Origin of the sequence: Pseudomonas bubulae, assembly GCF_037023725.1 — a bacterium.
Taxonomy (GTDB): domain Bacteria; phylum Pseudomonadota; class Gammaproteobacteria; order Pseudomonadales; family Pseudomonadaceae; genus Aquipseudomonas; species Aquipseudomonas bubulae.
In genome coordinates this window covers 5,051,027-5,073,430 of record NZ_CP146077.1, presented here as the reverse complement: position 1 = coordinate 5,073,430, position 22,404 = coordinate 5,051,027, and the positions used below count along the sequence as shown (strand labels likewise).

Below are 22,404 nucleotides of genomic sequence, written 5' to 3'. Positions count from 1 at the left end.
ATGTTCTATAAAACTGCTCATCTATCGTTAGACTAAAAAGTGATTGGCTGCCCGAGTTTTTATGCCTTTATGATCTGTTCACAACAACTCGTGAAGCAGGAGTGGGGCGATGACTATTCAAGTAAAACCCGTAGCGGGTCGAATTGGTGCACAACTTGAAGGCGTAAAACTGGGCGGTGATATCAGTGGCGAAACATTCGAGTTTATTCATCAGGCCTTGTTGAAATATAAAGTCCTGTTCTTTCGCGACCAGCATTTAAGCGACGCCGAGCACGAAGCATTTTCCCGCCGCTTCGGTGATCAGGTGCCCCACCCGACCGTGCGCTCTGCCGAGCAAAGTTCCGCCATCCTGCACCTGGACGCCAAGGAAACCCGCGCCAACTCCTGGCATACCGATGTGACCTTTGTGGCCAATTACCCGAAAATCTCCATCTTGCGCGGTGTGGTCATTCCACCCTATGGCGGCGATACAGTGTGGGCCAATACCGCATCGGCTTATAACGATTTACCCGAGCCGTTAAAGCAACTTGCGGACAACTTGCGCGCCCTGCACACCAATGTTTATGACTATGCGACGCCTCGCGGTACCGATGAGTCCGGTCTCAAGCGCTATCGCGAACAGTTCACTGCCGAAGTTTATGAAACTGAACATCCGCTGGTTCGCGTTCACCCGGAATCGGGGGAAAGAAGTTTGTTGCTGGGCCACTTTGTCAAAGATATTCAGGGTGTGAGCAGCAACGATTCCAAGCAACTGATTCGCCTGTTCCATGACCGCATTACCCATGTCGACAACACCGTGCGCTGGCGCTGGCAGGAAGGTGATGTGGTGATCTGGGATAACCGCGCCACCCAGCATATTGCGATCAACGACTACGGCGATGCCCCGCGCATCGTACGTCGCACCACCATCGACGGCGATGTGCCGGTGGGTGTCGACGGCCGCCTGAGCCAGGCGCTCAAGCCGACCCCGGACACCCGCTCGCCGAAAACCGAAGCCGACAAAAAACACCTCGCCGCCTGACGGGCCGCGCCTTATTGCTTCAAGGAAGACCTGCCCATGGCCACATTCAAAGTAAATGCCCTGTTGCGCAAGACCCGCATTGCCGCCGTGCTGGCGGCGGTCATGGCTGTTCCGCTGGCCGAGGCCGATGTGTTGCGCGTCGGTGTGGCGAGCGCCGGTGGCGGTGATCCGGTCACGTTCAGTGGCTCGCCGCTGGGCATCGTGCGCAACCAGCAACTGCTGGAAAAAGCCTTCGCCGGTACCGGCACCGAGGTGCAGTGGTTCTTCTTCAAAGGCGCTGGCCCTGCGGTCAACGAAGCGTTGTCCAACCAGCAGCTGGACTTCGCCTATCAGGGTGATCTGCCGGCGGTGGTCGGGCGCTCCAACGGGCTGGACACCAAACTGCTGGCAGCACTGGGGGTGCGGGCCAACCTGTATCTGGCGGTGCCAAAGGGCTCTGACATCAAGACCATCGAAGACCTCAAAGGCAAGAAGGTCGCGGTGTTTCGCGGCACCAACGGTCATCTGGTGTCGATCAACCTGCTGGCAGCGCACGGCATGAGCGAGCGCGATATCAAGGTGATCAACCTCGATGCCGGCAGTACCCAGGCAGCCCTGGTTTCCAATGGCGTGGATGCGGCCTTCGGTGGTCGTGAGCTGTTCAAGCTGCGTGACAAGGGCCTGATCGACATCGTTTACGACAACCCTGCCCAGGATGTGCGCTACACCCGTCAGACCGCCTTGGTGGTGCGCGGTGCCTATGAAAAAGAGCACCCGGGCAATGTGCAAAAAGTCGTCGATACCCTGGTGGATGCGGCGAAATGGGCGTCCGAAGACAGCCATCGTGATGAGGTGTTCAGCGAGTGGGCCAAGAGCAACGACCCGGTGGACTCACTGCGCGCCGACTTTACCGGGGTCAGTTTGCGGGACCGGAATTCGCCGCTGATCGACACCTTTCTGGTGAGTCGCTACCAGGCAGTGGCAGAGCAGGCCAAGGACGAAAAGCTGATCCGCCGCCCGGTGAGTATCGAAGGCTGGTTTGAGCCGAACTATTTGCAGACCGCGTTGAAAGCCAAGGGCTTGGAGAGCTTCTGGACGGCCTATGGCGTGGATGGCAAACAGCCCGCCGGCAATGCGGTAGCGGGCAAGTAGCTGCATACCCTTATGGGGATACCCCTGTGGGAGCCCACAGGGAATCCGTTTTTTGTAGTAGCAACAAAGGAGCCAGGAATATGGCCAGGGCACAGACCGTCATACCGCAGCAGTACGCACCGGCGCTACCCAAGGGCAACGTCAAGCGTTTGCCACCGGCCCCGGCACGCCCGGTACGCAAGGTCGAAGTGCCGCGCACCTCGGCCTGGGCCACGACCCTGGGTGACCGGAGCTTGCCCTGGCTCTTGCCGCTGACCCTGCTGGGCCTGTGGTATCTGGGGGTTGAGCAGGGCTGGCTGTCAGAGCAGGTCTTGCCGCCGCCAGCCTATGTTTACGAAACCCTGTCGGATCTCTTTGCTTCTGGCGACCTGTGGATAAATGCTGCCGCCAGCCTGCAGCGGGTAGTCGTCGGGTTTGCCCTGGGGGGCGCTATCGGTGTGGCGCTGGGGCTGGCGATGGGGTTGTCGAAAACCGTCGAGGATTATCTGCTGCCCACCTTCAATGCCATTGTGCAAATCCCGGTCTTGGGCTGGTTGCCGTTTGCCTTGTTGCTGTTCGGCATCGGCGAGCCGCTCAAGTACGTGCTGATTGCCAAGGCGGCGATGGTGCCGATCACCCTGTGCACCTTGCAGGCTTTCCACCAGGCGCCCAAGGGCTTGCTGGAAGCAGGGCGGGCCTATGGTTTCAGCCGCTGGCAAAGTGTGGTGTTTATCGTGTTGCCGGCGGCTATCCCGACCCTGTTTACCGGCCTGCGCCTGGGCTTCACCAAGGCCTGGCTGTCGCTGGTAGTGGTTGAGCTGGTGGCGTCGAGCGAAGGGCTGGGTTACCTGATTGTCTATGGTCGCCAACTGTTCCAGCTGGATCTGGTGATGGCCGCCGTGGTGGTGGTCGGGGCGATCGGCCTGGTGATCGACCGTGGTTTTGATTATGCCGAGCGCCGCCTTAATCGTGGCCGCGCATCGGTAGCGGGGCGCCTGTCATGAGCAGCGCATTGGCTATCAGTCATGGCTGCAGCCGTCGCTATCGCGGCTGGGTGTTGCCGATCAGTGCCGTCGCCCTGTGGTGGCTGGCTTCGCATTTGGGCTGGAGCCAGTCCGGGCTGCTGGTTTCACCGGAGAAAGTGGCGGCCACGGCCTGGGACCAGATCGCTTCGGGCAAGTTCTGGCGGGCCATCAGCGCCAGCCTGACGCGCAACCTGAGCGGCTTTTTTATCGGCACCGCCCTGGGCCTGGTGCTGGGTTGCCTGCTGGGCCTGTCGCACTATTTCGAGCGTTTGGTAGGCCCGAGCTTCAACACCTTCAAACAGATTTCGCTGTTCGCCTGGATCCCGCTGATCTCGGTGTGGTTCGGCCTGGGCGATGTGGCCAAGGTGGTGTTTTTGTCACTGGCGGCCCTGGTGCCGGTGGTGGTCAATACCTGCGACGGCCTGCGCAATGTGCCGCCCAACCTGCTGGAAGTGGCGCGGGTCTACCGCTTCAGCCGTTGGCAGACCATCGTCGGAGTCATGCTGCCCGCCGCCTTGCCCTCGATTTTCACCGGGCTGTATCTGGCGCTGGTGTACTCGTGGCTGGCGACCATCGGCGCCGAATATCTGCTGGTGTCGGGGGAGGGCATCGGCAACACGCTGATCGATGGCAGCGAGCATTTCATGATGGACCTGGTGCTGTTCGGCATGGTGGTCATCGGCCTGGTGGGCTGGAGCCTCAATGCCCTGGCCCGAATTTTTGAGCGACGCATGCAACGCCTGTACGGCATTGAACCGCGTTAATCGGCACTTTCAAAAGGATTGCAGCATGCTCAATAACAGCCTGACCCTGGAAAACATCAGCAAGCGCTTTGCTTCGCGCCCCGGTAGCAGCAGCCAGTTGCAAGTGCTGGACAATATCCAGCTGGATATCGCTCCCGGCGAATTTATCAGCATCGTCGGTGCCAGCGGTTGCGGCAAGTCCACCCTGCTGCGCCTGATTCTGGGCCTGGACGAGGAGTACGAGGGGCGCATCCTGCTCAATGGCCAGCCCATCGACGGCACGGGGCTGGAGCGCGGCATCGTGTTTCAGGATCACCGTTTGTTCCCCTGGCTCAACGTTGAACAGAACGTTGCCGTGGCGCTGAAAAACTCGCCGCTGAGCACAAAGGAAAAGCGCGACACCGTGCGCGAACATATCGAACTGGTGGGCCTGCAGGACTTTATCGACGCCTACCCGCACCAGATTTCCGGCGGCATGGCCCAGCGTGTGGCGATTGCCCGGGGGCTGGTCAACCGCCCCAGCGTGCTGTTGCTCGACGAACCCCTTGGCGCCCTCGATGCTCTGACCCGGGCGCGCTTGCAGGGCGAGCTGCAAAACATCTGGGCCAAGGAAAAAATCACCATGATCCTGGTGACCCACGATGTGGATGAGGCTGTGTTTCTCGGTGATCGCGTGGTGGTCATGCAGCCCAACCCCGGGCGTATCCGGCGCATCCTCGATATCGACCTGCCGCGCCCGCGCAACCGCAGTGACAGCCGCTTTATCGCCCTGCGCGACGACGTGCTGAGTGACTTCGCCGAATTGCATTGAACCCCTGCCACCTGATTTCAGAGAACAGAACATGTCCGAACGTCAGCTCAGCCTCAACCTGTTTATCTACCCCAACGGCCATCACGAAGCCGCCTGGCGCCACCCGCAGTCAGTGCCGGAGTCGTCAATGGACATTGGCTACTACCAGCAGCTGGCGTTACGCGCCGAGCGCGAAAAGCTCGATGCGATTTTCTTTGCCGACTCGCCGTCACTGGCCGAAAGCGGCCGCGAAGGCCTGCGCATCCGCTTCGAGCCGGTGACCTGGCTGGCAGCCATTGCGGCGGTTACCCAGCGCATCGGCCTGATTGCCACGGCCAGCACCACCTACAGCGAACCTTACAACCTGGCGCGTTCGTTCAGCGCGCTGGATCACCTGAGCAAGGGCCGTGCGGGCTGGAACATTGTCACCACGTCAATGGCTGCCGCAGCGGCCAACTTTGGGCTTGATGAACACCCTTCGGCCCATGATCGCTACGCCCAGGCCGAAGAGTTCGTACAGGTGGTCGGTGACCTGTGGGACAGCTGGGAAGACGATGCGCTGGTGCTGGATAAAACCGCCGGGGTATTTGCCGACAGCGGCAAGGTGCACTCGATCAACCACGTCGGCGCTTACTACAAGGTCAAGGGCCCGCTGAACTCGCCGCGTTCGCCCCAGGGGCGACCGGTGCAGGTGCAGGCCGGCTCATCCGAGGATGGTCGTGATTTTGCCGCCAGGCATGCTGAAGCCATCTTTACCGCGCACCAGACGCTGCAAAGCGCCACGGAATTTGCCAATGACATCCGCGCCCGGGCGAAAGCCGTGGGCCGCGACCCGCGCCAGCTGAAAATTCTTCCGGGCATCAGCCCGTATATCGCCAGCACCGAAGCCGAAGCGCAGCGCAAGTTTGATGAACTCAATGAACTGGTATTGCCCCACGTGTCCCTGGGCCAATTGCGGCGCATGTTGGGTGTGGACTTGTCGGGTCAGGATCTGGACGCCCCGTTTCCGCGCCATCTGATCAACTTCGAAGGCGTCGAAAGCCAGTCCAGCCGCTTCAAGCTGATCATCGATATTGTCGACCGCGAAAACGTCACCTTGCGCCAGCTGATCAACCGCCTGGCGGGGGCGCGCGGGCATTGGGTGCCGGTGGGTACCCCGGTGCAGATTGCCGACTTGATTGAGCAGTGGTTCCGCAGCGGTGCGGCGGATGGTTTCAACGTGATGCCGCCGGCATTCCCCGATGGTTTTGACGTGTTCCTCGACGAAGTGCTGCCGATCTTGCGCCAGCGCGGCTTGTTCCGCAGTGAATATGCGGGCAGCACCTTGCGCGAACACTACGGCCTGACTCGCCCGGAGTCGCGCTACACCCTGAAAACCGCCTGACTCCCCCCACCCTAGTGGGAGCGAGCCTTGATGCCTTCGCGAGCAGGCTCGCTCCCACAATTCAAAACCCACAAGGAGCGGGCATGAACCCGATCAACAACAGAAGAGCATTCCTGCGTAGTTGCGCGGTATTGGGTGCGGTCGGCGCTGCGGGCATTCTGCTGCCCGGCTGCGAAAAAAAGGACAGCGGCGCTAAAAGCGCCGCCGTGATCAAGAGCCGCGCCGATCAGGTGGTGGACTTCAAATACCCCGACAACCCCTCATTCGATCTGGTCTATGTCGCCGACTCCCTCGGCTATTTCGAAGGCTCGCGGGCACGGCCCAAGTACATCGGCCGTATTGCCGCGCCCCAGATCATTCCATTGACCGGCACCGGCGAAATAGACTTCGGCGCGCGCATGGTACCGCTGGTGATTTCAGCCATCGCCAGTGGTCTTGACCTCAAGGTGGTGGCCGCCGGCGGCAAGACCCTGCAAGAAGCTCCGCACATGAAATACTTCGTGCGCGACGACTCCGGCATCGTCAAGCCCAAAGACCTGGAAGGCAAGACCGTAGGCTTCAACAGCTTTGGCGCCTGCGCCGAATTTGTCACCAAAAAATACCTGCGCGAGCAGGGCGTCAATGTCGACAAGATCAACTGGGTGGTGGTGCCGGACAACCAGGCCGAGCAGACCCTGGCCACCGGCAATATCGACATTGCAATCATTCATCCGCCATCGTCCGGCGGTGCCGAGCACAACCCGGCATTACGCAAGCTGTGGAGCGACTACGATCTGGATGGCGGATTGGGCGGCATGGCGCCCTACAGTGTGTATGGCAAGTTCAGCCGCGAGAACCCGGAGGCTACCCGCGACGTTGTAAACGCGATCGCCCGCGCGGCCAACTGGGTCAATGCCAACCCCGACGACGCGCGCAAAATCACCTCCGAGCGCATCGGCATGAAGCTCGAGCTGGTGGAGCGCTTTGCCTATGTCGATGACCTGGTAGTGACCGAGCCGCCGATTCAGTACTACATCGACATTCTTGAAAACGAAGGCAAGATCAAAAAAGGTTCGATAGGGGTCAAGGATGTCTACACCAACGACTTCAACCCGTTCGCCCGGGGGCATGCCTGATGCCGGAACACAAGATCGTCGCCCGTGACCTGAGCATGGAGTACCGGGCCTTGAATGAAGCGGGGCGAGAGGAGCGGGTGCCCGTGCTGGAGGGGTTTGACCTGCAGGTACGCGAGGGCGAGTTCCTGTCCATCCTCGGGCCTTCGGGCTGCGGCAAGTCGACCTTTATGAATATCCTTGCAGGGCTTGCGCACAAGACCGGCGGCGACCTTCTGGTCGATGGCCGGCCCCTGCAGGGCATCAACCGTAACCAGGGTGTTGTGTTCCAGGGCTATGCATTGCTGCCCTGGCGCACGGTGCTCGACAACATTGCCGTGGGCCTGGAGATCCGCGGGGTGGCCAAGGCCCGGCGGCTGGAAACTGCCCGCGAATACCTGGAGCTGGTGGGCCTCAATGGCTTCGCCTCGCGCTACCCTCACGAGTTGTCCGGCGGCATGCGCCAGCGCGTAGCGATTGCCCGCTCGCTGGCCTACAACCCGGATGTGCTGCTGATGGACGAACCTTTCGCCGCCCTCGACGCGCAAACCCGCGAGACCCTGCAGAGTGAGTTGCTGCGCATTTGGGATACGCACAAAAAAACCATCGTGTTTATTACCCACAGCCTGGATGAGGCGATTTTCCTGTCGGACCGGGTGGCGGTGATGACCCAGCGCCCGGGGCGGATCAAGGAGATCTTCGACATCGACCTGCCGCGCCCGCGCCAGCCGGAATTGCGTAATACCCAGGCCTTTGTGCACTACCGCCAGCGTGCCTGGGAAGCCCTGCGCGACGAGGTCACAGACGTGGCCCGTGAGCCCGTTGCTCTGCCAGTGCCTCAGAACTGGCAGAGCATCGCGACCCTGGGTGGTTATCGGATTGGAGTGTAAACATGGGCTTTAAATTGACTTCACGACGGGTGATCGACAGCTCGGTGGGTATCGTCCTGTTCCTCGCCCTCTGGGAGGCCTTGCCGCAATTGGGCGTGGTCAACCCCGGCTACCTGAGCCCGCCATCGGCGGTGCTGGGTGCGGTGCTGGACCTGGCCAGCAGTGGCGATCTGATCAAGCACTTGCAGGCCAGCCTGTTTCGTTCCTTTGCCGGACTGCTGCTGGCGATTGCCTGCGGTGTCAGCCTGGGGTTGATAATGGGCTGGTTTGCACGGGTCGAACATGTGCTTGATCCGTTGTTGCAGTTCTTCCGCCAGACCTCGGCGCTGGCATTGTTTCCGGTGTTTATTCTGTTTCTGGGTATCGGTGAACTGTCGAAAATCGCGATCATTTTCTGGGCGTCGTTCTGGCCGATCCTGTTGAGTACCATCAGCGGCGTTAAGCAGGTCGACGGGTTGCTGATCAACTCGGCGCTGTCGATGGGCGCGAACCGCTGGTTTCTGTTTACCAAAATAGTGCTGCCGGCGGCGTCGCCGTCGATCTTTACCGGGATTCGTCTGGCGGGGGCGTATTGCATCACGGCACTGGTGGCTGCCGAGATGATTGGTGCTCATTCCGGGTTGGGCTTCCTCACGCTGAACTCCCAGGAGGTGTTCCAGATTCCCAGCATGTACGCAGGCATTTTGCTGCTGGCGGTGGTGGGTTTGCTGCTCAACTTTTTGCTGGCCTTGCTGGAACGGCGCTTTACCTACTGGCGCCGGGGCTTGCGCCACGGTGGTTAGGTGGCTGGCAGCAGTGGTGGTTGGCGCTGTGTCGCTGGTCGCCTGGCAATGGCCATTGGCACCGGGTGAGATGCCTCGTGGGCCGCTGTTGCAGGCAGCCGAACAGCGCCAGGTCTTGCGTGTGGGCGTACGCAGTTACCCACGGCCGAGCCTGGGGCAAGAGGCGCTGGTGGCTGAGCCGGATGAACTGGACAGTCAGTTGGCCGAGGCCCTGGGGGCTTACCTTGGACTGAAGGTGCAGTTGCAGGCATTGCCGCAGAGTGGCCCGTTGAGTGACGGCCACGTCGACCTGGTCATTGCCGGCAGTCTGAAACTGCCGGTCGAAGCTGACCGGGTGGCGAGCTTGCGGGATTTACCGGTGCAGTACCGTGCGGGGGCGTTGATTGGCTTGCGCAATGCTCCCGCCCGTCCTGTGCGCGGGCAAAGCGTATGCCTGGCGATGGGTAGCCCGTGGGCGCAAACCCTGCAGCAACAGGGCGCCGAGCTGCGCACTTATGTGTCGTCGATCCGTGCCGCGGTGGCGTTTATGGCGGGCGAGTGCAACCTGCTGGCTGAAGAACGCAACAGCTTGCAGGCGCTGGCACAGGCACCGGACTGGCGCTTCTATGCGCTGCTACCGCAAACCTTGAAAGCAAGCAGCGACCTGCGGGTTTACCTGCCCGTAGTCGACAGGCAAAGCCGCGCGTTGATCAATGCGGCACTGCGCGACTGGCAGGCCCGTGGCGGCCAGAACCGTGCATGGGAGCTGCGCAGCAATGCGTTGCTGGTGGACAGCCTGAAGATCGGCGACGGGCTGGTGTGTCACTGAGCGATACCACGCCACGGTGGGAGCGGGCTTGCTCGCGATGCAAACGGTGAGGTCTGTCAGGCAAACCGCGTCGATGCCATCGCGAGCAAGCCCGCTCCCACAGGGTTTACTCCGCCACACCAATGCGCCATTGCGCCGGTGGCGGTGTGCCGTTCACCGCAAAATCCCCCACGATGCGACTCTTGTAAATACGCGGGTTATGCGACGACAGCGTGCGCGCATTGCGCCAGAAACGGTCCAGTCCCAAGGGCTTGAGGGTGGCCGATGCACTCAGTGCATCAAACAGATCGCCACTGGCCTTGATGATCAAGTCCGAGACTATGGTTTGCGACTGCGCCACTTCCAGTTCGGCAATATTCACGGCGTGGCTCAGGGCGTGTTCATCATCGCTCAAATGGGCCTGATGGACTCGCTCCAGCGCCTGGAAGTTCTGCGCTGCAATAGCGCCGGCGGCATAGGCCGCGCTGCGCAGGTTGCCCACCACTTGCAGCACTTGCGGGTCGTGGGCCACGCGCGGTGCATTGCCGCTGCTGAAGCTGCGGGTGCGCCTGGCCACATGCCCGGCAGTTTCGTCGGCCAGCGCGCGGCCAATCCCGGTCAGGGTTGCCGTGTGCACAGACTGGAAAAAAGCCGGTGAATAGCGAAAACGGTTTTCAGCCAGGATCACATTGAGCGGGTCCACCGGCACTTCGCGAAAATGCGCAGTACCACTGGCGGTCAGTGTCTGGCCAAAGCCATTCCAGTCGTCGATGATTTCCACCCCCGGATCATTGGTGCGCACCGTCACCGATACGCGCTGTTCATCCGGGTTGTTGGCGCTGACATCGACCCAGTCGGCATACAGCGCACCGGTGGTGTAGAACTTGCTGCCACTCAATTGCCAGTGGCCGCCGTGCAGGCTCAGGCGGGTGCCGAATTCAAGCTGTTTGGCATTGCCCACTTCGCCGGACGCCGGGCTGACGGTTTCGCCACGACCCAGGCGCTCCAGCCACACGCCCTGATACTCAGGGTCGCGGCTGTTAAGCAGGTTTTCACAAAAACCGAAGTGCCCGCGCAATGATTGCACCAGGTTTGAATCGGCCTCGGCGAGTTCGATCAGCAGGTTGAACAGTTCCGGCAGGCTGGCGCCGGCACCGCCATATTCCTTGGGCACACGCAGGGTGGTGAAGCCTGCCTCCTTGAGCCATTGCAACTCCTGGAGCGGCAAGCGCCGTTCCAGTTCGCGATCTACGGCTCCTTGACGAATCTGCGCAAAGACCGGCCGATAACGGGCCGCCAATGCTTCGTATCGCGCCGACGGGACGGCGCCCCAGGCAGAGTCAATTTGCGACATGTCGTGCTCCTTGGCGTTGAACGGATTACCAGCCGACGGCAAAGCGCAGGCCGGATACAGGTTGAGGGGCCGGTTCCGGCGCAGCGGCGCCGGGGATCGCCGCCAGCAGGCGACGGGTGTAGGGGTGCCGGGGTGAATGCCAGAGGGTTTGCGGGGTGGCCTGTTCGACGATTTGCCCTTGCTCCATCACCAGAATCCGGTCGGCGAAATAGCGCACTACCGACAGGTCGTGGGAGATAAACAGATAGGACAGGCCCAGCTCTTCGCGCAGCTCCACCAGCAGGTTGAGGATCTGCGCCTGGGTCGAAACATCCAGCGCCGACACCGGTTCGTCGCAGATCACCAGCCGCGGCTTGAGGATCAACGCCCGGGCAATGCCGATGCGTTGGCGCTGGCCACCGGAAAACTGATGGGGCAAGCGCGCCAGGCTGCTGCGCGCCAACCCCACGGCATCGAGCATTGCGAAGCGGGCCTGCTGGCGTTGGCCCGGGTCGGTCTGCCCGTGCAGGCGCTGCACACGATCGAGAATGCTCTCCACGCTGTGGCGCGGGTTAAGCGCCGCGTAGGGATCCTGAAAAATCATTTGCACCTGACGGCGCCAGCCCAGCAGCGACTCGTCCTTGAGGCTGGCGATATCGCGTCCGTCGAATTCGATTGTGCCACTGCGTGCGGGCAGTAAACGCAGCAGGGTGCGACTGAGGGTCGACTTGCCGCAACCCGACTCGCCCACCAGGCCCACGCTCTCGCGCTCGCCCACTTCAAGGCTGATGCGGTCAAGTACGGTGCTGTTGCCATAGCCGGTGGTCAGGTCGCTGACCTTGAGCAGCGCCGGGTTGCCCGTGGGTGCCCGAGGCTGGCGGCCCGGCGCGTAGAGGGTGGACTTGACGCCATAGCGGGTGGCCTGCTCCGGCTGGCGCTCGACATTGATTTCAGCCAGACGGTTACTCAAGTAATGCTGCTTATGTTCAGCCCCCAGCGACGCCTGCAGCAGGCCGCGACTGTAGGGGTGTTGCGGGTGCTCGATCAGGTCGCGGGTCGACCGGCTTTCCAGGGCGTGGCCATCGTGCATCACGATGACCCGGTCGGCGTGCTGGCCGACCACGCCCAGATCATGGGTAATCAGCAGCAGACCCATGCCCAGCTCGCCCCGCAAACGAGCCAGCAACTCAAGGATCTGCGCCTGCACGCTGACATCCAGCGCCGTGGTCGGCTCGTCGGCGATCAACAGTCGGGGCTGGCAGGCAATCGCCATGGCGATCACCACCCGCTGGCGCTGGCCGCCCGACAAGTGCTGTGGGTACTCACGCAAATGCGCTGCCGGGCGCGGCAATTGCACCAGGGCGAACAGTTCTTCGGCCCGCTGCCAGGCCTGGCGCCGGGTCAGGTCAGTGTGGGTCAGCAGGATTTCGCTGACTTGCTCACCCAGGGTGAGTACGGGGTTGAGGCTCGACAGCGGGTCCTGAAAGATCATGCCCTGTGCGCTGCCCTGCAATTGGCGCCGTTGGCGGGGGGGCATGACCAGCAGGTCGCGGCCTTCGAACAAGACCTGACCGCCCAGCCGGGCGTTGTCCGGCAGCAGGCCCATCAGGGCCAGAGCCGTGGTGGATTTACCGCAGCCGGACTCACCCACCAGCGCCAGTGTCTCGCCGGCTTGCAGGGTGAAACTCAGGTCTTTGACGGCATCGGCGTTGTCGTAGCTCACGCGCAAACCGCGTACGTCCAGCAGGCTCATGGGATATACCGTCGCAGGCGAGGGTTGAGGGCGTCATTGAGACCGTCGCCCAGAAGGTTGAGGGCCAGCACCACGAAGATGATTGCCAGCCCCGGCAGGGCGGTGAGGTACCAGCCGCTGGCGATCTGCTCGCGGCCACTGCCGAGCATGGCGCCCCAACTGGCCTGATTCGGGTCGCTCATCCCCAGAAAGGCGAGCCCGGCTTCCACCAGAATCGCCTGGGCGATCAGGATCGAGGTGGTGACCACCAGCGGCGCGAGGGCGTTGGGCAGGATTTCGCGCAGGATAATCGCGCTGTTGCCGAAGCCCAGGCTGCGCGCGGCAGTGACAAAGTCGGCTTCACGCAGGGTACGGAACTCGGCGCGTACCAGGCGTGCCACCGTGGGCCATGAGGAGATACCGATCGCCAGCGCGATAACCCCCAGCGTCGGGTTGCCGATGGCCACGATCACGATCACCAGCAAAAAAGACGGCACGGTCTGGAACACTTCGCAGAGGCGCATCAGCACATCCCCCAGCTTGCCGCCGTGGTAGCCGGCCAGAGCCCCGACCAGCCCGCCGATCAGTACGCTGATCAGGGTGGCGCTGGCGGCAATCAGTAAAGACCCGCGGGCCCCGTGGGCGATCCCGGCAGCTACGTCGCGGCCCAGTGAGTCGCTGCCCAGAAAGTAGCCCGGATCGTCGCCGGGCCACAGCATCGGCATGGCGACCATATCCAGCGGATCACCGGGGTAGAGCGTGCCCGCCAGCAGTGCCAGGGTCAGCACCAGTGCCAGCATGGTCGCGCCAATCAGCGCCGAGGGATTGCGCAACAGGGCCGTCCAGACGCTTTCGCTGTAGCCGGTCGGAGCGTTTGGCAGTACGGCAGTGGTCATGGGGCAGCTCCTTTTCAGTCGGCCTGGATGCGCGGGTCGAGCCAGGCTTGCAGCAGGTCGACGGCGATATTGATCACCACCACCAGCATCGATGACAGCAGCAGGATGCCCAGCAGCAGGTTGTAGTCACGGGACATCACCGCCTCGAGGGTGAGACGGCCCAGGCCGGGCCAGCCGAACAGGGTTTCGGTGACGGCGGCGCCGCCGAGCAGGGCGGCGAAATGCAGCCCGGCCAGGGTCGAAACCGGCAGCAGGGCATTGCGCAGCACATGCCGTGACACCACTCGCCATGGCGCCAGGCCCTTGGCCCGTGCGGTGCGCACGTAGTCCTGACGTTGCACTTCGAGCATCGCGGCACGGGTCAGGCGGGCATACAGGGCGATATAGAACGTGGCCAGCGCCAGCACTGGCAGCACGGCGTGCTGCAGGCGGTCGAGCAGCCAGGCCGTGCCGCGCAGATCGAGGCCCAGGGTCTGAAAACCGTTGCTGGGCAACCAGCCGAGCTTGACCGAAAATAGCAGCACCGCCATCAAGCCGATCCAGAACCCCGGCGTGGAATACAGCAGCAACACCGCCAGTGACAACACGCGGTCAGGCCAGCGACCGACCCAGGTGGCCATTGCCGTACCGGCGGCGATGCCGATGGCCAGCGCCAGCCCCAATGCGCCGACCATCAGCACCAGGGTATTGGGCAGGCGATCGAGTACCAGGTGGCTGACTGGCAGGTTGAAGCGTGGCGACAGGCCGAGGTCCAGATGGGCCAGTTGGCCGAGGTAGCGTTGCAATTGCTCCAGCAGGCTCAAGTCCAGGCCAAAATGGCTGCGCCACTGCAGCAGGGTTTCGGCACTGGCGCCGCCGGACTCACCGGCCAGCACATCCACGGCGTCACCGGGGATCAGCCGCAGCAGCAAAAAATTCAGCAACAGGATGCCGACTACGGTGGGGATGGCCTGCCACAAGGTGCGCCGTGACAGGCGCCACATTCTGCGCCGTTCAAGCATGGGCGCCTCCGGTGTCAGCCAGGCTGATATTGGCCAGGCTGCTGTCCAGGCCGTTGGCGTCATCTTCGAAACCGCTGACCCGGGCGTTGTACACCGAGACCTGTTGCTGCATGACCAGGGTGATCGAAGGCACTTCTTCAATCACGATCTTCTGGAACGCCTTGAACAGCTCGCCGCGTTTTTGTTCGTCGGTCTCTACTGCGGCGCTTTCCAGCAGGCGGTCGACTTCGGGATTGTTGTAGTGGGTGCCATTGGAAAACGGCACGCCCTGGCGAAAATTCTTCGACCAGAACAGGCGTTGCACACCCACCGTGGGGTCATACAGGGTGCCCATGCCGACCACGGCAAAGTCAAAGTCGCGGTCGGTGTAGATACGTTTGATATAGGTGGGAAAATCCTGGGCGCGCAGTTTCACTTCGATGCCAATGCGTGCCAGGGCACTGCGCACATAGGTGGCAGTGCGGCTGTAGCTGTCGCCGTAGGGCAGCGGGTCGAGGGTCAGGCTGAAACGCCAGGGACCTTTTTTTACCAGCCCGGCCTTGTCCAGCAATGCATTGGCTGCCTCGGTGTCGAAGGGATACGGGTTGGGGCCCTCGTAGACGTAGTTGGCGAAGCTTTTCGGGATCGGTGAATAGCTGGCTTCGGCGTAGCCGTAGTACACCACCTTGCGGATCACTTCGCGGTCCAGGGCATGGGCAATTGCCTGGCGCACCTCGAGGCGAGACAACAGCGGGTTATCGAGGTTGAACTCGAGCATGGTCGGGGTAATGGTGTAGCGATAGCCGCGGGTGGTGGCTTTTAATCGGCCGGATTTGGTCAGGCGCTCCAGCTCGCTTAGCGGCACCGGGCTTTGCCCGCCTGCATCCAGCGTGCCGTTTTCAAACGCGGCCAGGCGCGCGGCACCGTCGGGGATGACTTTGAGAATCAGCGTATCGACCACCGTTGCCGCCGGGTCCCAGTAGTTCGGGTTGCGTTCGTACTCGATAAAACTGCCGCGCTCCCAGCGCTTGAAACGGAAGGGGCCGGTGCCCACCGGGGCGTTGTTGTGCAGATTGCTCAGCGGGTCGCCCGAGGCATACAGGTGCTTGGGCAGGATCGGCGTTTCACCGCCGGCAAAACCGCGAATCAAGTACGGCGCCGGCTTGCTCAAATGAACGATGGCAGTGTGGTCGTCGGGGGTGTCGACCCGCTCCAGGTTGGCAAAGGTACTGGAACCCCGGGGGTGAAAACGCTTGATCAGGTCCAGGGAGAACGCCACGTCGGCCGAGGTGAACGGCTCGCCGTCATGCCATTTGACCCCTTCGCGCAGGGTGAAGCGGTAGCTCAAGCCATCGGGTGCGGCCTCCCAGGCGGTGGCCAGTGCAGGGCGGGCATTGAGGGCTTCATCGTAAGTCAGCAGCCCCTCCAGCACCTTGCTGCTGGCGGTGACGCTGGTACCAGCGGTGGTGTTGAAAGAGCTCAGCGAAGGCGGCTCGGGATTGATCAGCAAGTTGAACACCCGGCGTCCGCTGACGGCCTGCCCCGTGGCATCGGCCAGGGCAGTGGGCAGGAACGGCACGCTGGCGCCGAGCGCGGACAGGGCAGACAGGCCAACAACAAATTGACGACGGGTAAAGGGCATGGCGGTCTTCCTGGGGTGGGTTAGCGGCGCAGGCCGGCCTGGCGCAAAAGGGGCAACACGCGCTCGCCAAACTGTTCAAGGTCGGGGGCAAAGTCGAAGAAGCTCAGTTGCAAGCCGTCGATACCGGCCTCTTTGAGGCGGATGATGTCGCGCACCACGGTCTCGGGGCTGCCGACCAGCTGGATATTGCCGCCCACATAACGCTCGGCCGGTTGATGGCCGCGCCAGGCATGGGCATCACTGGCTTCACGGGCATGGCCCTCCAGTGCACCGGGGTCACCTGCGGCCGTGATCGCGGCGTGGACTTCCCAGGCTTCGGCATCGCTGTCGCGGCAAATCACCAGCGGGTTGATCAGGGTGCGCACCTGACGGCCATAGCCACGGGCGGCGTGTTTGGTGCGCTGCAAATGCTCGGGCAGTTTCTCCAGCGCGTTTTCGATCTCGGCACTGCCGGGGCTGGTGGTGAACACAATGTCGGAATGCCGTGCCGCGAAGTCGATACCGGCGGGTGAGCCGGTGGCGTTGACCAGCACCGGACGGCCAAAGGACGGTTTGACGCTGACATAGGCCTCTTCGAGCTTGTAATGATCGCCGCTGAAATCGACGTTGTCCGGGCTGTGCCACAGTTCCTGCACCACGCGGATAAATTCGTCGGCCTGGCGGTAGCGCTGATCGTGCTCGATGGGGGCCTGACCGAAGCGCCGGTGTTCGCGATGACGATGCCCGGTCACCAGGTTCAGGCCCCAGCGGCCCTTGCTGATATGGTCAAGGGTGGCGCCGAACTTGGCCAGGTGCAGTGGATGCCAGGGGCCATAGAGCACATGCAGGGTAGAGATCAGCAGGATGCGCGAGGTTACCGACGCCAGCGCTGCCTGAGTGATAAAGGCATCCAGTGATTCGTCGTGGTAGCGGATATCGCCCCCGTAGCCGCCCTTGCCCAACCATTCAGCGAGGGCAAACACCAGGTCAAATCCCAACTCTTCGGCGCGCAGGGTCAACTGGCGGTTGTAGTCAAAGGTCCAGGTGGTACTGCGTGGCAGTGCCGAAGGGCTCCAGCCACCGGACTGCACCGGCAGGAACAGGCCCAGAAACAACGGTTGTTCAAAGGCACGGGACAGCGGGCTTTGAGGAAAATCCAGAGGGGAGGGCTGACGTGACAAGGCGAAGGCTCCAGGCAGTGGATAGGAAAACGCGGGCTATTCCTGCACTTGCGCAGGGCTGGTCAGCAGGTAGGCGACGGCTTCGCTGTTGTGCGGGTTGCGGTACCGGTGGGGTCGTTCGGCGCGATACAGGATCGAGTCGCCAGCGTGCAGCACAACCAGTTCGTCATTGATTTTCAGCTCCAGAGTGCCCTCGGCCACCAACAGGTGGTTTTGCACGCCATGGGGGTTGCCGGGCACTCTTTCCTCGGCCTGGGGCCTCAGGCGCAACTCGTTGAACGTCACCAGGGGGGCGGCGTGCTCAGGGGGCAGGGCGCGGCGTATAACCATGCCGGCGCCGTCGGGGTCGAGGAACTCGGCGATGGACACTTTCAGTGCGGCGGCGACTTTGCTCAGCACCTTGACCGAGGGGAAGCTGCGGCCCGCTTCGATCTGCGCAATCATCGCGCGGCGCACACCACTGGCATGGGCCAGTGCTTCCAGGGACAACTGGCGCTTGTCGCGCAAGCGCTGCAGGTTGTGGCTGATACGTTTGGCGACAGGATCGTCGCCCTGTGGATCACGCTCGGGCAAGCTGAAGGGAACGCTGCCGCTGCTGTCGAGAAAACCGGTAGGGATATTCATGGGCGTGAACCTGCAAGTGAGGTGAATGCAGGTGAATTGTCAGGGCCATGGGGGCGACGGCTCATGATGATTCCTTTTCATGCGGTCCGAAAAGTCATGAGATTACCGAGGGTTTTTTAGATCCATAAATAATTAATTCCGACGTTTAAAGACCCGTTTTGAATAAGAGCTACCCTGACAAAACCGCTCTATGGTTATGCCCCGTTGGGCGTTGACCGCCAGAACTCGGCTGACTACTGTTTGCGCCACTTGATTTCACGATCACCACGCAGGGAGTCAGCATGAGCGACATTCAATACCGCAACCTGGGCCGCAACGGCGTGAAGGTTTCGCCCATTACCCTGGGCACCATGATGTTCGGCGGGCAGACCCCGGACGACGTCGCCCGGCGCATCACCGACCGCGCTTTCGAGCAGGGCATCAACTCCATCGACACCGCCAACGGCTACAACGATGGTGCCTCGGAAGCCGTGGTGGGCCGTTTGATCGGTGATCGTCGTCAGCACTGGGTACTGGCCACCAAATTCGTCAATCCCAACCCGGGCGGCAGCGGGCCGAACAACAGCGGAGCCTCGCGCCAGAACGTGATTGCCTCGGTGGACGCCAGCCTCAAGCGCCTCAACACCGACTATATCGACCTGTTCTACCTGCACCGCGAAGACCACGACACCCCGGTGGACGAAACCCTGCGCGCGCTGGATGACGTGATCCGGGCGGGCAAGATCCGTGGCTACGGTTTGTCCAACCACCGCGGCTGGAAACTTGCCGAATTCAGCCGCAGCGCCGACCTGCTGGGCATCCAGCGTCCGAGCGTGAGCCAGCCGCTGTACAACCTGGCCAACCGTCAGATCGAAGTCGAGCACCTGCCGGCGGCGGAGCATTACGGCATTGGCGTGATTTCCTACAGCCCGTTGGCGCGTGGCGTGCTAACCGGAAAATACGACCCCGATCAGGCCCCTGGCCAGGACACCCGCGCCGGGCGCAACGACCCGCGCCTGCAGCAAACCGAATGGCGCCCCGAGTCCCTCAACCTGGCCCAGCGCATTCGTGACTATGCCGAAGGGCAAGGCATTACCGCAGGCCAGTTCGCTTTGGCCTGGGTGCTGAATAACCAGCTGATCACCTCGGCCATTGCCGGGCCGCGAACTGAGCAGCAATGGGAAGACTATGTGCCAGCGTTGAACTACAGGTTCACCGCGCAGGACGAAGCCTTTATCAATGATCTGGTGGTCACCGGGCACTCGACGACACCGGGCTACAACGACCCGAGCCATCCGTTTTTCGGACGCAAGTCGCGGGTGTGAAACCCCGGCTGTCAGATATAAAAACGCCTTCGGGCGTTTTTTTGTGAGCGCGATAAAGCCGCCCTCAGCCCAGACCCTTGGGGCTGCGGATTTTAAATAAAACTAATTATTTACCACCTTTGCCCTCGACTTGAGCCATAGCCTTTTTGCTCCATTTCGTTAAACAGGCCAGGCGCCATGACCCATGTGCATCACCACACGCCGTCACTGACGGCGGTTGACCCCAGGGGCTTGAGTGTACGCAGGGTGCAATACCACCGTCTGAGTGCACAGCAGAGCCCCCGGGCGCGGATTCACGAAACTGTCTTTGGCGCCACCGGTTTTGTACTCGGGCAGTGGGACCCGCGATTGGGGGCGTTGCGTCGTCATGGGGTCACAGTCGCGGCCAATCAACGCCAGATTTCCAGCCTTTCAGGGCTGGCGTTGCGCACTGACAGTGTCGATAGCGGATGGCACATCACCCTGTTTGGCGTCGCGCAGCAGATGCGCAAAACCTGGAACGGGCGCGGGCATCAGCAGTGTTTTGACTACGATGCCCAGTCCAGGCTTGTGGCCGTTCATGAACAGCGCAGTGATGAGCCCCACGCCCGATGTCTTGAGCGTTTTACCTACGGGGCGGCCGATTCAGCGGACAGGGCGCGGAACCGATGCGGCCGTGTGGTCCGCCATGATGACCCGGCTGGCAGCGTCATCAACGAACATTACGATTTGACCGGCGAGGCAAACAGCCAGTCGCGGCGTTTCTGCCAGGCCCCTGAAGCGCTCGACTGGCCTGAGCCGCAAGCGTGGCGCGATCGACAATTGGAGGCTCGGCATTACCTGACGGCCTGGCATCGCAATGCGCTGGGTGAACTGCTCGGGCTGCGTGATGCCAGGGGCAACCGGCAGCGCCTGGAATATAACGTTGCAGGGGAACAGGTACGTGTTGGCCTGCTTACGGCAGGTGGCAAGTCAAAACTGTTGGTGGATGAGCTGGTCTACAACGCCGCCGGACAAGTGACCAGCGAGCGGGCAGGCAACGGTGTTGTCACCCGGGCTACTTACGCTGACGATGATGGCAGTTTGCGACGGTTGCAGGCCAGTCGCGGGGGGGCACAGGGTGGCATCTTGCAGGATCTGACCTACACCTACGACCGGGTGGGCAATGTGACCCATGTGGTGGATGGCGCTCAACCGACCACCTGGGCCAGCAACGCGATGATCCAGGCTTCGAGCACTTTTACCTACGACACCCTCTACCAACTGGTCAAAGCCAGCGGACGAGAAAATGCGCGCCACCCCGGTGGCGCCAGTACCCCTGCGGCGGTGCTCTTCGACACGACGGACACGCAGCAGTGGCGCAACTACACGCGGCACTATCAGTACGATGCCGGCGCCAACCTGGTACAGATGCAGCATGTACCTTCTGCCGGCCAGGGCTACACCCGGCGTATGTCCGTGTCACAAACCAGTAACCGCAGCCAGATGATTGAGCCCGGTTCTCTGCTGGCTTCAGGCGAGGCGTTTGATGCCTGTGGCAATCAACGGGTGTTGGTGCGTGGTCAGGCCCTGGAGTGGAATGTGCGCAATCAACTGTGCCGTGTCACCAGCGTGCAGCGCACCAACGGTGAGAATGATGAAGAAGCCTACGTCTACGACGGTCAGGGGCAGCGGGTTTTCAAGCGTAGAACGACCCGGGCCGCAAACCTCACCCATGTGGATGAAGTGCGTTATTTGCCGGGGCTGGAGCTGCGCCTCAACCGGGCCACGGGAGAGCGCTCAAGTGCCTTGACGCTGCAAGCAGGCCGCACCGGGGTGCGTTTACTTGCCTGGGAGCAGGGGTTGCCCGATGGGGTCGAGAATGAGCATGTGCGCTTCAGCCTTTGCGATCACCTGGGCAGCGGCGTACTGGAGCTTGATGAGCGCGCGGCACTGCTTAGCCAGGAGGGTTTTTACCCGTTCGGGGCGACGGCATGGTGGGCGGCGAAAAGCGCGCTTGAAGCCACATTCAAGACCCTGCGTTACTCGGGCAAGGAACGCGATGCGTCCGGGCTTTACTACTACGGTTTGCGTTATTACGCGGCCTGGCTCCAGCGTTGGGTCAGTGCAGACCCGGCAGGGACCATCGACGGCTTGAATGTTTATGCCATGGTCGGTAATAACCCGATAAATCGGATAGATCCTGATGGGCGGGAAGAAGATCTACCCCAACGCTATCGGGTCGTTGCCGGTCTGAGCCTGATCGTCATTTTTACCGCCCTTGGCTATGCCTTGGGCTGGCTGTTTAATGCTGCTCAAGCCGTTGCAGGACTGGGGGCAGTGGCAGGCTCGGCACTCTTTGCCTTGAACCGGTATCTGGATTTGGCCGAGGCGCAACAGCCAGCACCAGGCCTCAGGGATGCGCAGGAATATGAGCTGGCGCAAAGCGTCACGGAAAAAGCCCTGGAGTTTGCCCGGGACATGGCGCTGAGCCCTGAAGAAACAGTCAAGCTGGTCAACTTTTTTTACAGCCAGCACAGTCAGGTTCTGCAGAGCACAGGTGTGGCGTTGGCGGTTTACCCCACCGTGCGTGGTGACCTATACGGATATGTCGTGGGCGTCGAGTATCGGGAGCGTTTGCGCGCTGTAGTGGCATCAGGGCGGCCACCCACCCGTGAGCTGAGGCATCTTGGCGTTCGCAGTCTGTTGCTTCGTGCCCACCGGGAACCACAGGCCGCAGGCCCGTCGAGCGCCACGGGGACACCCGAGGCAACGGCCATGACCCGATTGCCCGGTAAAAGCGCGGCCGCAAAAAAACAGCCCCTGCAAAGCGCGAGGCCGGTCGCCGCTGCGCTCCCGCCCCCCCGTTCGCCTGCCGCCCTGACGATCGATGATTCAGCGGTGACACCTTTGCCAGCGGGCTCTGCGGGTATCAGTATTGCCCTGACCTTAAGCCATTTGCGCGAGGGGCGTTTGCGGTCGATTAACTGGCACCCCCATAGCGATCGATTAATGTCCGCTGACCTTATTGGCTATAACAACAGCCGCAGGCGAGGCGCCTGGCGCCTGATGTTCGAGCGCACGGGGAGCGCTGCCTACCGCGTTGTGGGGATACGAAATCCGCACTGAGGCACATACCCTTTTGAGCGGGT

Annotated in this window: 19 protein-coding genes; 12 read left to right on the top strand and 7 right to left on the bottom strand. The window is 62.0% G+C overall.

Features of this window, described 5'->3' with window-relative positions; translation table 11 throughout:
- Positions 1-109 precede the first annotated feature (109 nt).
- From V6L81_RS23355 to V6L81_RS23310, 10 genes are all read left to right on the top strand, one after another.
- Entirely contained in the window at positions 110-1,021 is a 912-nt protein-coding gene (locus V6L81_RS23355) for a TauD/TfdA family dioxygenase (protein ID WP_095002503.1), read from the top strand.
- 36 nt (positions 1,022-1,057) lie between these two features.
- Positions 1,058-2,152 carry an ABC transporter substrate-binding protein gene (locus tag V6L81_RS23350; protein WP_095002504.1) on the top strand — a complete coding sequence of 365 codons (1,095 nt, stop codon included), beginning with the start codon at positions 1,058-1,060 and terminating at the stop codon, positions 2,150-2,152.
- 80 nt (positions 2,153-2,232) lie between these two features.
- Positions 2,233-3,135 (top strand): ABC transporter permease, encoded by a 903-nt coding sequence (locus V6L81_RS23345; RefSeq protein ID WP_130872483.1) that lies wholly within the window; start codon positions 2,233-2,235, stop codon positions 3,133-3,135.
- Positions 3,132-3,920 (top strand): ABC transporter permease, encoded by a 789-nt coding sequence (locus V6L81_RS23340; protein WP_338660377.1) that lies wholly within the window; start codon positions 3,132-3,134, stop codon positions 3,918-3,920. Before V6L81_RS23345 ends, V6L81_RS23340 begins: the two co-directional genes overlap by 4 nt.
- 25 nt (positions 3,921-3,945) lie before the next feature.
- Positions 3,946-4,710 (top strand): ABC transporter ATP-binding protein, encoded by a 765-nt coding sequence (locus V6L81_RS23335; protein ID WP_095002507.1) that lies wholly within the window; start codon positions 3,946-3,948, stop codon positions 4,708-4,710.
- A gap of 31 nt (positions 4,711-4,741) precedes the next feature.
- Positions 4,742-6,073, top strand: a complete 1,332-nt coding sequence (locus tag V6L81_RS23330; protein WP_095002508.1) for an LLM class flavin-dependent oxidoreductase — start codon at positions 4,742-4,744, stop codon at positions 6,071-6,073.
- An 83-nt stretch (positions 6,074-6,156) separates the two neighbouring features.
- Positions 6,157-7,188, top strand: a complete 1,032-nt coding sequence (locus V6L81_RS23325; protein ID WP_095002509.1) for an ABC transporter substrate-binding protein — start codon at positions 6,157-6,159, stop codon at positions 7,186-7,188.
- Complete coding sequence (locus V6L81_RS23320) at positions 7,188-8,054, top strand: ABC transporter ATP-binding protein (RefSeq protein WP_338660376.1); 867 nt, start codon at positions 7,188-7,190, stop codon at positions 8,052-8,054. Before V6L81_RS23325 ends, V6L81_RS23320 begins: the two co-directional genes overlap by 1 nt.
- A gap of 2 nt (positions 8,055-8,056) precedes the next feature.
- Positions 8,057-8,836 carry an ABC transporter permease gene (locus V6L81_RS23315; RefSeq protein ID WP_095020661.1) on the top strand — a complete coding sequence of 260 codons (780 nt, stop codon included), beginning with the start codon at positions 8,057-8,059 and terminating at the stop codon, positions 8,834-8,836.
- Between the two features lie 28 nt (positions 8,837-8,864).
- A complete protein-coding gene (locus V6L81_RS23310) occupies positions 8,865-9,644 on the top strand; it encodes an ABC transporter substrate-binding protein (protein WP_257011992.1) in 780 nt (259 codons plus the stop codon).
- 106 nt (positions 9,645-9,750) lie between these two features.
- On the opposite strand, the gene V6L81_RS23305 is transcribed toward V6L81_RS23310, so the two are convergent.
- From V6L81_RS23305 to V6L81_RS23275, 7 genes are read right to left on the bottom strand one after another with little or no spacing between them, the layout of a single operon-like run.
- Complete coding sequence (locus V6L81_RS23305; protein ID WP_130872486.1) at positions 9,751-10,977, bottom strand: acyl-CoA dehydrogenase family protein; 1,227 nt, start codon at positions 10,975-10,977, stop codon at positions 9,751-9,753.
- Between the two features lie 25 nt (positions 10,978-11,002).
- A complete protein-coding gene (locus V6L81_RS23300; protein ID WP_095025627.1) occupies positions 11,003-12,709 on the bottom strand; it encodes an ABC transporter ATP-binding protein in 1,707 nt (568 codons plus the stop codon).
- Complete coding sequence (locus V6L81_RS23295) at positions 12,706-13,584, bottom strand: ABC transporter permease (RefSeq protein WP_095002515.1); 879 nt, start codon at positions 13,582-13,584, stop codon at positions 12,706-12,708. Before V6L81_RS23295 ends, V6L81_RS23300 begins: the two co-directional genes overlap by 4 nt.
- Before the next feature lie 14 nt (positions 13,585-13,598).
- Complete coding sequence (locus V6L81_RS23290; RefSeq protein ID WP_138738811.1) at positions 13,599-14,585, bottom strand: ABC transporter permease; 987 nt, start codon at positions 14,583-14,585, stop codon at positions 13,599-13,601.
- Entirely contained in the window at positions 14,578-16,206 is a 1,629-nt protein-coding gene (locus V6L81_RS23285; protein ID WP_095002517.1) for an ABC transporter substrate-binding protein, read from the bottom strand. The genes V6L81_RS23290 and V6L81_RS23285 overlap by 8 nt, the downstream gene beginning before the upstream one ends.
- A gap of 20 nt (positions 16,207-16,226) precedes the next feature.
- Entirely contained in the window at positions 16,227-17,366 is a 1,140-nt protein-coding gene (locus V6L81_RS23280) for an LLM class flavin-dependent oxidoreductase (protein WP_338660375.1), read from the bottom strand.
- Between the two features lie 36 nt (positions 17,367-17,402).
- The gene (locus V6L81_RS23275; RefSeq protein ID WP_095024408.1) at positions 17,403-17,990 is read right to left on the bottom strand and encodes a helix-turn-helix domain-containing protein; all 588 of its coding nucleotides are present in this window, start codon (positions 17,988-17,990) and stop codon (positions 17,403-17,405) included.
- Between the two features lie 281 nt (positions 17,991-18,271).
- On the opposite strand from V6L81_RS23275, the gene V6L81_RS23270 reads away from it, so the two are divergent.
- Both V6L81_RS23270 and V6L81_RS23265 read left to right on the top strand, forming a co-directional pair.
- Complete coding sequence (locus V6L81_RS23270) at positions 18,272-19,294, top strand: aldo/keto reductase (protein ID WP_153328213.1); 1,023 nt, start codon at positions 18,272-18,274, stop codon at positions 19,292-19,294.
- Between the two features lie 177 nt (positions 19,295-19,471).
- Positions 19,472-22,381, top strand: a complete 2,910-nt coding sequence (locus V6L81_RS23265) for an RHS repeat-associated core domain-containing protein (RefSeq protein WP_338660374.1) — start codon at positions 19,472-19,474, stop codon at positions 22,379-22,381.
- Positions 22,382-22,404: the final 23 nt, after the last annotated feature.

Bases quoted from the DNA above. Each gene is read 5' to 3' on its own strand.
- V6L81_RS23355 (WP_095002503.1), top strand. From the start codon at position 110: ATGACTATTCAAGTAAAACCCGTAGCGGGTCGAATTGGTGCACAACTT.
- V6L81_RS23350 (WP_095002504.1), top strand. From the start codon at position 1,058: ATGGCCACATTCAAAGTAAATGCCCTGTTGCGCAAGACCCGCATTGCC.
- V6L81_RS23345 (WP_130872483.1), top strand. From the start codon at position 2,233: ATGGCCAGGGCACAGACCGTCATACCGCAGCAGTACGCACCGGCGCTA.
- V6L81_RS23340 (WP_338660377.1), top strand. From the start codon at position 3,132: ATGAGCAGCGCATTGGCTATCAGTCATGGCTGCAGCCGTCGCTATCGC.
- V6L81_RS23335 (WP_095002507.1), top strand. From the start codon at position 3,946: ATGCTCAATAACAGCCTGACCCTGGAAAACATCAGCAAGCGCTTTGCT.
- V6L81_RS23330 (WP_095002508.1), top strand. From the start codon at position 4,742: ATGTCCGAACGTCAGCTCAGCCTCAACCTGTTTATCTACCCCAACGGC.
- V6L81_RS23325 (WP_095002509.1), top strand. From the start codon at position 6,157: ATGAACCCGATCAACAACAGAAGAGCATTCCTGCGTAGTTGCGCGGTA.
- V6L81_RS23320 (WP_338660376.1), top strand. From the start codon at position 7,188: ATGCCGGAACACAAGATCGTCGCCCGTGACCTGAGCATGGAGTACCGG.
- V6L81_RS23315 (WP_095020661.1), top strand. From the start codon at position 8,057: ATGGGCTTTAAATTGACTTCACGACGGGTGATCGACAGCTCGGTGGGT.
- V6L81_RS23305 (WP_130872486.1), bottom strand. From the start codon at position 10,977: ATGTCGCAAATTGACTCTGCCTGGGGCGCCGTCCCGTCGGCGCGATAC.
- V6L81_RS23300 (WP_095025627.1), bottom strand. From the start codon at position 12,709: ATGAGCCTGCTGGACGTACGCGGTTTGCGCGTGAGCTACGACAACGCC.
- V6L81_RS23295 (WP_095002515.1), bottom strand. From the start codon at position 13,584: ATGACCACTGCCGTACTGCCAAACGCTCCGACCGGCTACAGCGAAAGC.
- V6L81_RS23290 (WP_138738811.1), bottom strand. From the start codon at position 14,585: ATGCTTGAACGGCGCAGAATGTGGCGCCTGTCACGGCGCACCTTGTGG.
- V6L81_RS23285 (WP_095002517.1), bottom strand. From the start codon at position 16,206: ATGCCCTTTACCCGTCGTCAATTTGTTGTTGGCCTGTCTGCCCTGTCC.
- V6L81_RS23275 (WP_095024408.1), bottom strand. From the start codon at position 17,990: ATGAATATCCCTACCGGTTTTCTCGACAGCAGCGGCAGCGTTCCCTTC.
- V6L81_RS23270 (WP_153328213.1), top strand. From the start codon at position 18,272: ATGAGCGACATTCAATACCGCAACCTGGGCCGCAACGGCGTGAAGGTT.
- V6L81_RS23265 (WP_338660374.1), top strand. From the start codon at position 19,472: ATGACCCATGTGCATCACCACACGCCGTCACTGACGGCGGTTGACCCC.